13 protein-coding genes are annotated in these 13709 nt (G+C 71.3%); 4 read left to right on the top strand and 9 right to left on the bottom strand.

Annotated features, from left to right (window positions below; genetic code table 11):
- On the bottom strand, positions 1-1267 hold a 1267-nt coding region (locus AB0F10_RS12765; RefSeq protein ID WP_360623145.1), incomplete at its 3' end, for a hypothetical protein.
- Here AB0F10_RS12765 and AB0F10_RS12760 point away from each other — a divergent pair.
- Together AB0F10_RS12760 and AB0F10_RS12755 are read left to right on the top strand one after the other, a co-directional pair.
- A complete protein-coding gene (locus tag AB0F10_RS12760) occupies positions 1260-1400 on the top strand; it encodes a hypothetical protein (protein WP_360623143.1) in 141 nt (46 codons plus the stop codon). The genes AB0F10_RS12765 and AB0F10_RS12760 overlap by 8 nt on opposite strands.
- 77 nt (positions 1401-1477) lie before the next feature.
- The gene (locus AB0F10_RS12755) at positions 1478-2962 is read left to right on the top strand and encodes an RNB domain-containing ribonuclease (RefSeq protein WP_360623141.1); all 1485 of its coding nucleotides are present in this window, start codon (positions 1478-1480) and stop codon (positions 2960-2962) included.
- A gap of 183 nt (positions 2963-3145) precedes the next feature.
- Here AB0F10_RS12755 and AB0F10_RS12750 read toward each other — a convergent pair whose 3' ends face one another.
- From AB0F10_RS12750 to AB0F10_RS12740, 3 genes are all read right to left on the bottom strand, one after another.
- The gene (locus AB0F10_RS12750; RefSeq protein ID WP_360623139.1) at positions 3146-3595 is read right to left on the bottom strand and encodes a VOC family protein; all 450 of its coding nucleotides are present in this window, start codon (positions 3593-3595) and stop codon (positions 3146-3148) included.
- Between the two features lie 47 nt (positions 3596-3642).
- Positions 3643-4473, bottom strand: coding sequence for a 3-methyl-2-oxobutanoate hydroxymethyltransferase (panB, locus tag AB0F10_RS12745; protein WP_360623137.1), 831 nt, complete (start codon positions 4471-4473; stop codon positions 3643-3645).
- A 119-nt stretch (positions 4474-4592) separates the two neighbouring features.
- Positions 4593-6416: an NAD+ synthase gene (locus AB0F10_RS12740; protein ID WP_360623135.1), complete on the bottom strand. Its 1824-nt coding sequence runs from the start codon at positions 6414-6416 to the stop codon at positions 4593-4595.
- Positions 6417-6583: 167 nt separating this feature from the next.
- Between AB0F10_RS12740 and AB0F10_RS12735 the strand changes: the two genes are divergently transcribed.
- Complete coding sequence (locus AB0F10_RS12735; RefSeq protein WP_360623133.1) at positions 6584-7936, top strand: glutamine synthetase family protein; 1353 nt, start codon at positions 6584-6586, stop codon at positions 7934-7936.
- A gap of 76 nt (positions 7937-8012) precedes the next feature.
- On the opposite strand, the gene AB0F10_RS12730 is transcribed toward AB0F10_RS12735, so the two are convergent.
- Together AB0F10_RS12730 and AB0F10_RS12725 are read right to left on the bottom strand one after the other, a co-directional pair.
- Positions 8013-9278 carry a site-specific integrase gene (locus AB0F10_RS12730; RefSeq protein WP_360623131.1) on the bottom strand — a complete coding sequence of 422 codons (1266 nt, stop codon included), beginning with the start codon at positions 9276-9278 and terminating at the stop codon, positions 8013-8015.
- A gap of 79 nt (positions 9279-9357) precedes the next feature.
- Complete coding sequence (locus AB0F10_RS12725) at positions 9358-9636, bottom strand: helix-turn-helix domain-containing protein (protein ID WP_360623129.1); 279 nt, start codon at positions 9634-9636, stop codon at positions 9358-9360.
- 318 nt (positions 9637-9954) lie between these two features.
- On the opposite strand from AB0F10_RS12725, the gene AB0F10_RS12720 reads away from it, so the two are divergent.
- Complete coding sequence (locus AB0F10_RS12720; protein WP_360623127.1) at positions 9955-10659, top strand: hypothetical protein; 705 nt, start codon at positions 9955-9957, stop codon at positions 10657-10659.
- Between the two features lie 162 nt (positions 10660-10821).
- On the opposite strand, the gene AB0F10_RS12715 is transcribed toward AB0F10_RS12720, so the two are convergent.
- From AB0F10_RS12715 to AB0F10_RS12705, 3 genes are all read right to left on the bottom strand, one after another.
- Positions 10822-12102: a DUF3987 domain-containing protein gene (locus AB0F10_RS12715; protein WP_360623125.1), complete on the bottom strand. Its 1281-nt coding sequence runs from the start codon at positions 12100-12102 to the stop codon at positions 10822-10824.
- On the bottom strand, positions 12099-12965 hold the full coding sequence (locus AB0F10_RS12710) for a bifunctional DNA primase/polymerase (protein ID WP_360623123.1): 867 nt from the start codon (positions 12963-12965) through the stop codon (positions 12099-12101). The genes AB0F10_RS12715 and AB0F10_RS12710 overlap by 4 nt, the downstream gene beginning before the upstream one ends.
- Positions 12966-13049: 84 nt before the next feature.
- Entirely contained in the window at positions 13050-13532 is a 483-nt protein-coding gene (locus AB0F10_RS12705; protein WP_360623121.1) for a single-stranded DNA-binding protein, read from the bottom strand.
- Positions 13533-13709: the final 177 nt, after the last annotated feature.

The raw sequence follows: 13709 nt of genomic DNA, 5'->3' as shown, positions 1-13709 counted from the left end.
GGTCCACCGCCGGCCGGGCCACCGCGGTCAAGGCGACGGCCGCCCGGTCCGGCGCGGCCGGCAAGGCGCCCGCCACCAAGACGGCGACCAGGTCGACGTCCGCGCGGTCCGCCGTGCCGAAGACGTCCGTGGCGAAGACGTCCGTGGCGAAGACGTCCGTGACGAAGGCGTCCGCGGCCAAGGCGTCCGCGGCCAAGGCCGCTTCGGCGGCGAAGTCCGCGGTGGCGCGGTCCGCCGGTGCGACGGCGTCCGCGGCGAAGGCGACGACCGCCGCGAAGGCCGTGTCCGCCAAGGCCGGGGCCGCCAAGCGCACGATGGCCAAGTCGGCCTCGGCGGTCAAGGCGGCGGTTGCGAAGTCCGCGGTCGCCAGGTCCGAGGCCGCGAAGAAGGCAGTAGCCAAGTCGGCGGTTGCGAAGTCAGCGGTTGCGAAGGCCGCGGCTGCGAAGAAGGCGGTCGCCAAGTCGGCGGCCGCTGCCCGGCCCTCGGCCGCGCGGCCCACCACCGCCCGTTCCGGCGCTGCGAAGGCGGCGACCGCGCGTTCCGGCGCGGCGAAGGCGGCCACTGCGCGTTCCGGCGCGGCGAAGGCGGCCACTGCGCGTTCCGGCGCGGCGAAGGCGACCACCGCCCGTTCCGGCCTTGCGAAGGCGACCACCGCCCGTTCCGGCCTTGCGAAGGCGACCACCGCGCGTTCCGGCCTTGCGAAGGCGACGGGTGTGAAGGCGTCCGTCGCCCGGGCCAAGGCTGCGAAGTCGACGGTCGCGAGGCCGGTGGCCGGAAGGGCGTCGGCCGCCAAGGTGGCGGCGAAGTCGGCCGCAGCCAAGGCGACCGCTGCGAAGAAGGCCTCCGCGAGCAAGACGGCGGCCAAGGCCACTGCCGCGAAGTCCGCCGCCACGCGGGCCAAGACCGCGAAACCGACGGCGGTACGGCCAAGGTCGGCGGCCGTGAAGTCAACGGCTTTGAAGTCGACGGCGGCGCGGGCGAAGTCGCCGGCCGTGAAGTCGACCACCACGCGAGCCAAGGCCGCGAAGTCCACAGCCGTGCGGGCGACGGCCGCCAAGTCGACGACCGCTAAGGCGACCGCGGTGAAGTCGGCGGCCGCGAAGTCCGCTGCCGCCGCGGTCGCGGCCCGGTCCGCGGCCGTCACGGCCGCCAAGATCGCCGCCGCGAAGAAGGCCACCGCCCGCAGCGCCGCCAACGCGGCCGCCGCGAAGGGCCGGGCAACCGGCGCGGGTAAGGCCACCAACGCCAAGCCGGCCACGATGACCAAGAACTCCACCACCAACGCGGGCCGGGTCAAGAGGGCGCCGACGCCCGCCGCGGCACGAAAGGCCATCGCGGCCGGCAACACCCGCGCCGCCACCTCGGCCGCTCCGGCGCGCAAGGCGGCCGCGAAACGCTGATCCGCACCGCCGCACGAGCAGGGGCCGCGCCGACTCGGTGCGGCCCCTTGCTCGTGCGCGCCTGGTAGGAATGAGCCGTGCCGATCAACAGGGTGTGGGCGCCGAGCATCGACTTCTCCGTGCTGCGCCGGGAGCTTGAGCTGCCCGCGGAGTTCCCGCCCGACGCGATGCGGGAGGCGCAGGAGGCCGCCGGCGCCACCGCGCTGCCGCCGGTCGACCGCACCGACATCCCGTTCGTCACGGTCGACCCGGCGACGTCCCGCGACCTCGACCAGGCGATGGCGCTGAGCCGGACCGCCTCCGGCGGCTACCGGGTGCGCTACGCCATCGCCGACGTGGCGTCCTATGTGCGGCCGGGCGGCCCGCTCGAGGCGGAGACCTGGGCGCGCGGGCAGACGATCTACCTGCCGGACGGAAAGATTCCGTTGCATCCGCCGCTGCTCAGCGAGGGCGCGGTCAGCCTGCTGCCCGACGTCGACCGCGCCGCCGTGCTGTGGACCATCGACGTGGACGGCGACGGCGCGATCGCCGCGATCGCCCTGGAACGGGCGCGGGTGCGCAGCCGGGCCAAGCTCGACTACGCCGGGCTGCAGGCCGCCGTCGACGCCGGCACCGCGCCCGAGCCGATCGCGCTGCTGCCCGAACTCGGGGCGTTGCTGGCCCGCCGGGCGGCGGACCGGGGGGCCGTCAGCCTGCCGCTGCCCGAGCAGGAGGTCGAGCCCGACGGCGACGGCTGGCGGCTGGTGTTGCGTGCGCCGCTCGGCGTCGAGGAGCACAACGCCCAGATTTCGCTGCTCACCGGCATGGCCGCGGCGATGCTCATGCTCGAGGGCGGGATCGGCCTGCTGCGGACCATGCCCGCGCCCAAGCCAGAGGCGGTCTTCCGGCTGCGGGCCGCGGCCGGCTCGCTCGGCGTCGCCTGGCCCGAGGACGACTCCGTCGGTGCCGTCGTGGCGTCGGTCGACCCGGCGAGCCCGCGCGGCGCCGCGTTCCTCAACCAGGCAGCGGACCTGCTCCGCGGTGCCGCCTACACGGCCTTCGACGGCGAGCCGCCGGCGGAGACGGGTCATGGCGGCGTCGGCTCGCCCTATGCACACGTCACCGCGCCGCTGCGCCGCCTCGCGGACCGCTACGCGACCGAGGTCTGCCTGGCCCTGCACGACGGACGGCCGGTGCCGCAGTGGGCCCGCGAGGCGCTGCCCCGGCTGCCGAGGAGCATGGCCGCCACCGACCGGGTCGCCTCGGCGGCCGATCGCGGTGCGGTGTCCCTGGCGGAGGCGGTGCTGCTCGCGCACCGGGTGGGCGAGACCTTCGAGGCCGGCGTGCTCGACATCGACGCACCGCCGAAACCGGCCGCCCAGCCGGCGGCGGCGGCGCCCGAGCAGGCCCAGCCGGGTGCCGCACAGAAGCAGAACCGGCGTCCCCGGGGCGGCACCGTCGCCATCGACGACCCGGCGGTGCAGGCCCGCTGCCTCGGCGAGTTGCCGCTCGGCGAACGCATCCGGGTCCGACTGACCGAGGCCGACCCCGAAACCCGCAGCGTCCTCTTCGAGCGAGCCTGATCGCGACCGGCCCGCTATCTGCAGCGTCCGTTTTGAGCGGGCCTGATCGCGACCGGCCCGCTGTCCGCAGCGTCCTCGTCGAGCGGGCCTGATCGCGACCGGAAGCGCTCTGTTCGAGGGCCTGACCGATCCGGCTTACCGCCGATCCGGCCGGGTGCCGCGTGTGGACCCGGGGCGCGGCCGTCACGGCAGGTGCGGGACGCCCGCCTCGTCCAGGGGCCAGGCCGGGTTGTGGGTGATCTCCCAGAGGTGCCCGTCCGGGTCGGTGAAGTAGCCGAGGTAGCCGCCCCACTCCGCGGCGCCGCCCGCCTTGACCAGGGTCGCGCCCGCCTGCACCACGGTGCGCAGCGCCTCGTCCACCGCAGCCGGGCTCTCCACGTTGATCGCCAGCATCGTGCCGCGGAACTCCGTCGTCAGGTTCGCGGGCGCGGCGCGTGCGGCCAGGCCCGCGTCGGCCGCGATGTCATTCGTCGCCACGAGCGACAGCAGGCCGCCGGCCGTGTGGAAGAAGCTGACCACCCCGGGTACCGAGGCGGGGGAGAGGCGCCAGCCCAGCGACTCGTAGAACTCCGTCGCGCGGGCAACGTCGGTCACGCCGAGGGTGGCAAGGCTGACTCGGGCAGGAACGGACATGGACGAAGTGTGCCACTGATCCGATCTTGCCCGAGACACCGCCCGGCTCAGAAGGTGTGCTCCTCGGCGGGGAACTCGCCGCCGCGCACCTCGTCCGCGAAGCGGCGCGTCGCCTCGGTCAGCACGCCCGACAGGTCGGCGTAGCGCTTCACGAAGCGCGGCGCCTTGCCGGTGCGCAGGCCCGCCATGTCCTGCCAGACGAGCACCTGAGCGTCCGTGTCCGGGCCGGCGCCGATGCCCACCGTCGGGATGGCGAGCTCCTTGGTGATCTGCTTGGCGACCTCGCCCGGCACCATCTCCAGCACCACCGAGAACGCCCCCGCGTCCTCCACGGCCCGGGCGTCGGCGATGACCTCCTCCGCGCCGCTGCCGCGGCCCTGCACCCGGTAGCCGCCGATGGTGTGCTCGCTCTGCGGCGTGAAGCCGATGTGCGCCATCACCGGGATGCCCGCCCCGGTTATCGCCTTGATCTGTTCGGCGACGCGGCGACCGCCCTCGAGCTTGATCGCGTGCGCGCCGCCCTCCTTCATGAACCGGACCGCGGTGCGCAGGGCCTGGGTCGGGCCCTCCTCGTACGTGCCGAACGGCAGGTCGGCCACGACCAGCGCGGTCTTCGTCGTGCGCACGACCGCGCGTACCAGGGAGAGCATCTCCTCGGTGGTGACCGGGAGGGTCGTCTCGTAGCCGAAGACGTTGTTGGCCGCGGAGTCGCCGACCAGCAGGACCGGGATGCCGGCCTGGTCGAAGATCGTCGCCGTGTACTGGTCGTAGGAGGTGAGCATCGGCCAGCGGTCGCCGCGCTCCTTGGCCGCGATCAGGTCGCGGGTGCGGACGCGGCGGGTGGCGGGGCCCCCGTAGAGCGTGGGGATCTCGGACATCTCTGTCTCCTTCCCTCGAGGCCGCGGCGTGCGGTCCCCGGGTCTGTGAGGTAAATCGTCGCACCCGGGACACCGTTCAGGTCAGGGTTGAGTGGAGCCGGTCACACCCCGCCCGCGAGTCAGCTATCTTGCCTGGTTCCCTCCCGGAAGCGGTTGGTGATCGGCAGGCGCCGGTCGCGGCCGAAGGCCTTGATCGAGATCTTGGTGCCCGGCGCGGACTGCCGGCGCTTGTATTCCGCGAGGTCGACCAGGCGCAGGATCCGGTCGACCAGCGCGGCGTCGTGGCCGGCCGCGATGAGGTCGTCGTGGCCCTGGTCGCCGTCGATGTAGCCGGCCAGGATCGCGTCCAGCACGTCGTAGTCCGGCAGCGAGTCGCTGTCGACCTGGCCCGGGCGCAGCTCGGCGCTCGGCGGCTTGATGATCGAGTTTTCCGGGATCGGGGGCTCCCCGCCGCGGCGCGCCGCGTCCGCGTTGCGCCATTTCGCCAGGCGCCACACCATCGTCTTCGGCACGTCCTTGAGCGGGTTGAAGCCGCCCACCGAGTCGCCGTAGAGCGTCGAGTAGCCGACCGCGAGCTCGCTCTTGTTGCCGGTGGTCAGCACCAGGTGGCCCTCCTGGTTCGACAGCGCCATCAGGATGACGCCGCGGACCCGGGCCTGCAGGTTCTCCACCGCCAGGCCGGACAGCGACATGTTCGCCAGGAACGCGTCGACCATCGGCTGGATGGGCTCGCTGCGGTAGTCGAGGCCGGTCCGCTTGGCCAGCTCGGCGGCGTCGTCCCGGGAGTGGCCGGACGAGTAGCCGCTGGGCATCGAGACGCCGACGACGCGCTGCGCCCCGATGGCGTCCACCGCGATGGCGGCCACCACGGCCGAGTCGATGCCGCCGGAGAGGCCGAGCACGACCGAGCGGAAGCCGTTCTTCTCCACGTAGTCGTGCAGGCCAAGGGTGAGCGCCGACCAGATCTCGGCCTCGTCGGTCACCCGCTCGGCGATGCCGCCGACCGCCGGCCCGTCGACGAGCGGCCGCAGCGCGGTGCCGGCGGCGACGCGCTCGATGCCCATGCCGTCGTCGGCCCGCTGCTCGCCCAGCGGCGCCACGGCCGAGGCGCGGGGCGCGGCGCCGGCGTCGCCGGACGGGTTGGAGGTGTAGCTCGCGGCCGGCAGCTCGAGGTCGTGGATCAGCAGCTCGGAGGTGAACTGCCCGGCCCGGGTGAGCAGCTCACCCTCGGCGGTCACGATCATCGAGTCGCCGTCGAAGACCAGCTCGTCCTGGCCGCCGACCATGTTCACGTACGCGACCGTCGCGCCGGCCTCGGCGGCGCGGCGCTTGACCAGTGGCAGCCGGACATCGTCCTTGTCCAGCTCGTACGGGGAGGCGTTGATGTTCACCACGAGCCCGACCCCCGCCCGGCCGGCGGCGGCGAACGGCCCGCCGGCCTGCCACACGTCCTCGCAGACGGTGAGCGCGACGTCGACGCCGCCGAGGCGCACGACCGTGAGGGAGTCGCCGGGCTCGAAGTAGCGGTCCTCGTCGAAGACGCCGTAGTTGGGCAGGTGGTGCTTGAAGTAGGTGGCGACGATCTCGCCGCCGAGCAGCAGCGCCGAGGCGTCGCGCCGCCCCGTTCCCGGCAGGGCTGCGGAGTCGGTCGGCGCGGGGCCGTCGGAGTCCACGTAGCCCACGATCACGGCGACGTCGCCCAGGCCGTCGGCGGCCAGGTCGGCGGCGAGGGTGTGCAGGGCGGCCTGCGACGCCGCGACGAACGAGTCCCGGAAGACGAGATCCTCGATGGGGTAGCCGGTGATCATCATCTCGGGGAACGCGACGAGTTGGGCGCCGGCCTCGGCGGCGGTCCTGGTCCAGTGCCGTACGGCGGCGGCGTTGCCGGGGATGTCCCCGACGGTGGAGTTCACCTGGGCGAGAGCGACACGCAGCGAAGGCATGCCCTCATTCTTCCCCAGCGCGGGCGTGGCGTGTCGCCGTCCCCTGCCGGATGATCTGTGATCCACATCGGGACTCACCCGGGCGACCCGCCGGGGGGGCCGTCAGCGTAATCTCGGCGTAATGGGACCGGGGGAGACTGATCGCCGGGCAAGCACGAGGGGTTGACGTGGACCGACAGCAGGAGTTCGTGCTTCGTACGCTCGAAGAGCGCGACATCCGTTTTGTCCGGCTTTGGTTCACGGATGTGCTGGGCACCCTCAAGAGTGTGTCCGTGGCACCCGCGGAGCTGGAGTCCGCCTTCGAGGAGGGCGTCGGCATCGACGGCTCGGCCATCGAGGGCTTCGCCCGGGTCTCCGAGTCCGACATGGTCGCGATGCCCGACCCGACCACGTTCCAGGTCTTCCCGTTCGAGGGCGGCGTCAGCGGCGAGAGCGCCCGGATCTTCTGCGACATCCTGCTGCCCGACGGCAGCGCCGCCTGGGCCGACCCCCGGCACGTGCTGCGCCGGATGCTCGCCAAGGCGGCCGAGAAGGGCTTCACCTTCTACACCCACCCCGAGGTCGAGTTCTTCCTCGTGCAGGACGGCCCGCTGGACGGCTCGGTGCCGATCCCGGTCGACGGCGGCGGCTACTTCGACCACACCACCCACTCGGTGGCCCGCGACTTCCGCCGCCAGGCAGTGCTCGCCCTCGAGCGGATCGGCATCTCGGTGGAGTTCAGCCACCACGAGGTCGCCCCCGGCCAGCAGGAGATCGACCTGCGCTACGCGGACGCGCTGACCACGGCCGACAACATCATGACGTTCCGGCACGTGGTCAAGGAGGTCGCGCTCTCGCAGCACGTGCGAGCGACGTTCATGCCGAAGCCCTACACGGACCAGCCCGGCAGCGGCATGCACACCCACCTGTCGCTGTTCGAGGGCGAGCGCAACGCGTTCTACGACGGCGAGGACCCGCTCAAGCTGTCGAAGACGGCCCGCGCGTTCATCGCCGGCCTGCTGGTGCACGCCCGGGAATACACCGCGGTCACCAACCAGTGGGTCAACTCCTACAAGCGGCTCTTCCCGATGCAGCTGCCGGACCGGATCACCGAGTCCCCGGCGTTCGTGAGCTGGGGCCACCTCAACCGCTCCGCGCTGGTCCGGGTGCCGGCCTTCGGCAAGCCGAACTCGGCGCGGGTCGAGGTCCGCTCGCTGGACTCGGCGACCAACCCCTACCTGGCGTTCGCGGTCATGCTCGGCGCCGGCCTCAAGGGCATCGAGGAGGGCTACGAGCTGCCCCCGGGCGCGGAGGACGACGTCTGGTCACTCTCGCCGAACGAGCGCAAGGCGATGGGCTACGACGCCCTGCCGGAGAACCTCGCCGAGGCGATCGACGTGATGTCCAAGTCCGAGCTGATCCCCGAGGTGCTCGGCGAGCACGTCTTCGACTTCTTCCTGCGCAACAAGCGCCAGGAATGGGAGCAGTACCGGCGCGAGGTCACCCCGTACGAGCGGGAGCGCTACCTCGGCGCGCTGTAAGCGCAGGTCAGAGCGCTCAGGGAGTCCATAGAACGACCGGAAGGCCAGCGGTGATCCCGTTGGCCCCCCGTCTCGTTTACTGCTCCTGGGCCGTCTGTGGGCCGTCGGAGCGGGAAACGGCCCTGCCGTACACGCTGTCCATCGCGTTGCGGGCGCGGTTGTCGCTGCTCGGCATCAGGTGCGTGTAGACCCGCAGGGTGAACCCCGGATCGCTGTGTCCCAGGTACGTGCTCAAGGCCTTGATGTTCTCGCCCGCGTCCAGCAGCACCGAGGCGTAGAAATGTCTCAGGGCGTGCATTCCGTGCTCGCGGGCGGACTGGTGCCGCTTCCCCCGCTCCGGCGGCGGGATGACTCCGGCAGCGACCAGGGCGGGCTTCCAGGCGTAGGTGTTGAAGTCGCTTCGCCGGACGGCCCCGCCCTCCTCGGCCGTGAACATGAGTTCCTTCGTCACTAGCGGGCCGTCAGGCCGGAGCCAGGGAAGTGTGACCGCCACGGGCGGGAACTGCTCAACGTGGGCCCGGAAGCCGTCAGCGACGGCTGGAGCGAGCGGCACGTCGCGGACCTTGCCGCGCTTCGGCGGGGAGAACACGAGATGTCCGCTCATGTTCTTGACCTGGTATCCCACGTGCAGCCACCCAGTGTCGAATCCCACTTCATCGACCGGCAGGCCGAACACCTCTCCCTGGCGCAGGCCGCACCCGCCGGCCGCGTCCACCATCGCTCGGAGCCGCTCCGGGAGGCCAGAGCGGACGGCGAACGTCCGGATGGCGGTCCAGGGACGCACCCTGCTCGGTGCTGTGGGCGGCACCGTGACGGAGCGGGAGCGGCACGGATTCGACTTGCGTAGGCGGTCCTCGATGGCGGCCATGAAGACGCCGGAGACGTTGCCGAAGATGACGTGCCGGTAGGAGGCGGCGGGCACCGCGGTCTCCAGTTCGCTCAGCCACTCCCGGATGTGGGAAGGCTCGAATGAATCCATCGGGCGCTTGCCCAGGTAGGGAATTGCGTGAAGCCTGATCTGTGACCGGACGGAGGCGCGGGTGCTCGGATCGGATGTGAGTGTGGCCAGCCACTTCTCCGCGTACTGCCCGAAGGTGATCCGGGCGGCTTTCGGGTCGATGAAGTCGCCGCCTGACATGTCGGCCTTGATCTGCGTCAGCCACTGCTCCGCCCGGCCCTTCTGGCGGTCGGGGAATGACTGGCTCTGCTCGGTGCCATCGGGGCCGATGTAGCGGGCGCGGTATCGAAGGCCCGTGCCGTGGCGGTCAGTCTTGACGCGGTGCGGCTTGCCGTTCTCGTCCTTCTCGGTCTTGTACCAGCGGTCTTGGATGTGCCCTGCCATGGTTCACGATCCTCTTTCGGGCAATGGTGGGAAGGGATGTCCTGTGACCGGCAGCCGGCGCGGCTGCCGGTCACAGTCGTCAGGCGGCTTTACCGGTCTCCTGCTCGGCCCAGGCGAGGACGGCGGCGAGGTTGTAGCGGACGTGGCGTCCGGCGCGGAAGCCGGGCGGCCCGGTGTGCTTGCGGCGCCACTGGTAGACGGTTTCCACCGAGGGAAGTTTGAGTAGCTCGGCGAGTTCTTCCGGGGTGAGGAACACGGGCCGATCTGCGGTGGCGGGGGCTGACGGTGTTGGCTGGAATGCGCGGCGGGCGCGGGGAATCGCCCATGACGCCGGCTCATACTCCGAGTTGCGTGACATTTCTTCTGCCTCCAGATGCGCGCTACCTGCCCCAACGGCATTCGGGCAGGTGTTTGGGTGGAAAGCTCAGCGACGCTCACAGAGGCCAAATGAAGGCCGGTCTGTGAGCGTCGCTGAGCCAAGATCCTGGGGCGGTTGGTATGACGGGACGCACCAATGTGTCTATGCGGCTCTCAGGCGGTCCGGAGTCCGCGCGGTTTCGCATCGGGGTGGAGTGCGTAGTCGATCAGCAGACTTGATGCCGCCGTGAGCGAAGGGTGACCGGCGGCCGTCTAGATGGCAGGCTGATAAGTGATGGTGGTCGATCTAGGAGGTTCCGTGTCGCCGCAGCCGCCCCTCACCGTTCACAACGCGGAGATTCACACGGCCAGTGTGGAGATCAAGACACTGACGTTGAAGGGCAAGCAGGTCACGCTCGCTGTCTTCCGACAGCTTCGGGAAACCCCGTTGATCGCGAATGACGGGACGTTGAACGGTGTTCCGTGGGGGGTGGTGAACTATCACCCTGACAAGTGCGCAAACAATCCACCCCACTGGCACGTCGTCTGGCAGAGCGGAAACGACCTGTCGCGAAGCTACGTGGAGGTAGACCCGCACTACCCAACATTCGAGTGCGAGGAGGGGGACATGTTCCTGGCCTCCCACGTTCGCGATGTGCTCCGCGGTGGGTCGAAGTATTTCGGCGGCAAGATGCCCTCGGTCGGCGAGGGCAGGGTCTACTACCCCGCCGGAAGAGAAGCCTCGTTCCCTGTGTCGCTGTGGATGAGCCTTTCTCCTCACGAGAAAAGCATTCTGCGCAGCTACAACAGTGAAGGGGTGTCCTCCTGGGCGCAGGGGATCGTCGACGAGATGCTCCGTCGGCTTGACGAGCGGCTGGGGGGCAAGTCGGCGGACCCAGCGATGACTGCCCGTCTGTGCGAGGCGTACAAGGCGGCGGTGCAGGATGAGGAAGCCCGACGCCAGCGGCACCGAGAGGTGCGCGCGTCGCTGGCGGAGTTACCGCAGTTGTTCATCGCGGTGTAGCGCTCGGGGCTACGAACTAACGAAGTTACGAAATATGTCGGTTGACCTGCGGTTTTGTGCCGGACGGGTGGTACGAAGTAAACGAAGTAAGTCGGTGGCTGGCGGGACTTAGTTCGTTTACTTCGTAGCCGGGGTGCGCGGCGTTTCCGCAGGTCAGGGCATTTATTTCGTAACTTCGTAAGTTCGTGTGGCGAGTAGCCCGGTGAGGCCTGACGTAGTGCTGGTGGGGCCGGTCCAGCGGTAGAGGGTGGTGGGTCGGCCGCGGGCGGGTTTGGTGGCGATGGTGTCGATGAGTCCGGCGTCGGCGAACTCGGTCAGGAGTGCTTCGATGTCGGTTCCGGCGATGTTGCCGCCGAAGCATTTGGCGGTGATCTCGGTGCGGGTCCGGCCGTCGGGTGCCACGCGGAGGAAGTGGGTGAGCTTGTCGCGGCTGGTTTTGGTGATGGTGTCGGCGAACAGGATCCGGGCGGTTTGGGCGGCGTAGTCCCAGACGGCGAGGGCGGCGAGTAGGTGTTCGGCGGCGATGGTGGCGGCGCCGTCGGCGAGGGCGTAGACCAGGGCGAGGCGCATGACGTAGGCGGGGCCGCGGGCGAGTACGGAGCCGAGTGGCCCGTCGGGTTCGTCTTCGGCCAGGGCCGCATACGCCTCGGTCCATAGGTGGTCGGTGGCGGCGTCCCGGCCGATCTCGGTGCGGTCGCGGGCGGCGCGGAGTCGGGTGCCGACCAGGTTGCCGAGGTCGGTCAGGTCCGGGCGTGCGGGTTCGTGGGCGAGTAAGTGCGGGCGTTCGCTGAAGATGGGCAGGAACCGGTTGATGGTGCCGCCGGCGAGGTCGGATTCGGCCATCCGCAGCCGGAGTTCGCGGGGGGTGACGTGGGCGATGACGATGGGGTGGGCGCCGTCGACCCGGACGGCTTGTTTGGTGAGGGTGGCGGCGGATCCTTCGTCCCAGAGTTGCCGCAGGACCGGGCCGAGGGTGGAGCCTTCGCGTTTCGCTGCGGTCAGGACCCGGGCGAACTCGGACTCGACGATGGTGAGCCGGCCGAACGGGATACCGGAGCTGTCGTCGTCGTCCTCGGCGAGCGCGGCGATCAGTCCTTCGCCGGAGGCGAGGCCGGCGGCGACCCGGAAGCCGAGGTAGGCGTCGGCCTGGGTGCCCCAGGTCGCGGCGATGTTGCGGGCCTCGTGCCAGCTGGTGCCTTTGCGGCCGCTGCCGGTCTTGCCGATGATCAGCGGCCAGATCCGGGGTGCGTGTTTCGCCCCGCCGACACGTACGTACGGGCCGTCGCCGGCCATCGCCCCGAACACGGCCAAGGCGGTGGCGAGGACGGCTACCGGGTCGGCTTCGGTGGACGGCGCGGTCCGGGCGGCGGCTTCGCCGAGCGGGCCGTGCCATGCGTGTTGGGAGATTTTCGGGGCGTCGTCGTGTCGGCGGGGCTCGATCATGCGGCGACTCCCTCGTCTCGGAATCCGCCGGTGATGGCGGCGCGGATGTCCCGGTCGCTCTGCGCCGCAGCGTGGCCGGCCTGGGTCAGGGCGGTCCACGCGTCGTCGCGGGTGAGGGCACCGGCGGCGACCATCCGTGCGATGCCTCGGGCAGCGCCGTACAGGGTCGCGCGGCGGCGGCCTTCGGGGGCGCGGGCGACGGCGGACAGGTGCGCGTCGAGCAGCCGATCGGGGTAGGAGATGCCCCCCGCGGCGGTGGTGGTGATCGGGCCGGTGGCCGCGGGGAGGGTGAGCGCGTGGTCGGCCTTGACCAGGCAGGCCAGCGCGGGGGGCATCTCCTCGACCGGCCCGCGCCGCGCCCACGCGTACCGGCGTCCGGTGCCCGGGTGGATCGACGGCGGGGCGGCGACGTAGCCGCCGTCGGCTTTGATGTCCACGCCCGGGTGGCCGCGCAGCGCCCGTGACGAGACCGGATGCCCGGGGTGGCGGTAGTACAGGTGCCAGCCGTCGCTGCCGGTGCGGACACACGCGGTCGGCGGCATCAGCGCGGGGATCAGATGGCCGCCGTTGCGGGGGTCGATGTCGACCACGACCGTGCCGGACGCGGCGCCGGTCCGCACCGCGAGCAGCCCTCGCGGGTGCCGCACCCGTATCCGGGTGAGCCGGGCGGGGTCGGTGGTCGCCGCGTGGAAGCCGTGGCAGGTCAGGCAGGCACAGGCGGCCGGGTCGTGGCCGGTGCCGGCCGTGCGGCAGGCGGCGCAGTTGGCGACCGGGCGTTTGGTCCGGCCGAGCAGGAAGACCGGCCACCCGGCGGCGGCGTACTCGAGCGCCGCCGCCAGGATCGGATCGTCAGGTCGGGTCACGGCGGTGTCCTCTCCATGAGGCGGGGCGACAAGGGCAGGGGTACGCGACCAGCGGCGTCGCGTACCCCTTTTGCCGGAGACGGATCAGAACGGGGGTTCCTCGGTGAAGTCGGCTCCGCTGCGGCCGGCACCGGTGGACGTGGCCCACGCGTCGCCGTTGCTGCGCGGCGCGGCGGTTTCCGGGGCGGCCGGGCCGCCGGTCCGGGCCATCTTCTTGACCGTCGCGCGGGCGTACCTCAGCGACGGGCCGATCTCGTCGACCTCCAGTTCCACGACGGTGCGCTTCTCCCCTTCGCTGGTCTCGTAGGAGCGCTGCCGCAGCCGCCCGGTGACGATGACCCGGGTGCCGCGGGTCAGCGACTCGGCGGCGTTCTCCGCCGGGTCGCGCCACAGGTGGCAGGACAGGAACAGCGGCTCGCCGTCGCGCCACTCCCCGGACGTGCGGTCGAGGTAGCGGGGTGTCGACGCGACCCGGAAGTTGGCCACGGCCGCGCCGGACGGGGTGAACCGCAGGTCGAGGTGGTCGGTCAGGTTGCCGATGACGGTGATGGTGGTGTCGTTGGCCACGACGGTCCCTTTCAGTGATCGGGTTAGGCGATGTGGCGTGCGGGTGAGGTAGTGCGGTAGGCGTCGAGCTGGACCACCAGGGCGTCCCGGTCCTGAGCAGGCGACCCGGTGGGGTGCTGTTCGGCGCAGACCTTGTGACATGGCCGGTCGTGTTCGTCGCGGCAGATCGCCGGACGT

The organism is Actinoplanes sp. NPDC026623, from assembly GCF_040638275.1.
In the GTDB taxonomy this organism is placed as follows: Bacteria; Actinomycetota; Actinomycetes; order Mycobacteriales; family Micromonosporaceae; genus Actinoplanes.
The sequence above is the reverse complement of the archived record's forward strand: the minus strand, read 5'-3'. Positions and strand labels throughout refer to the sequence as shown.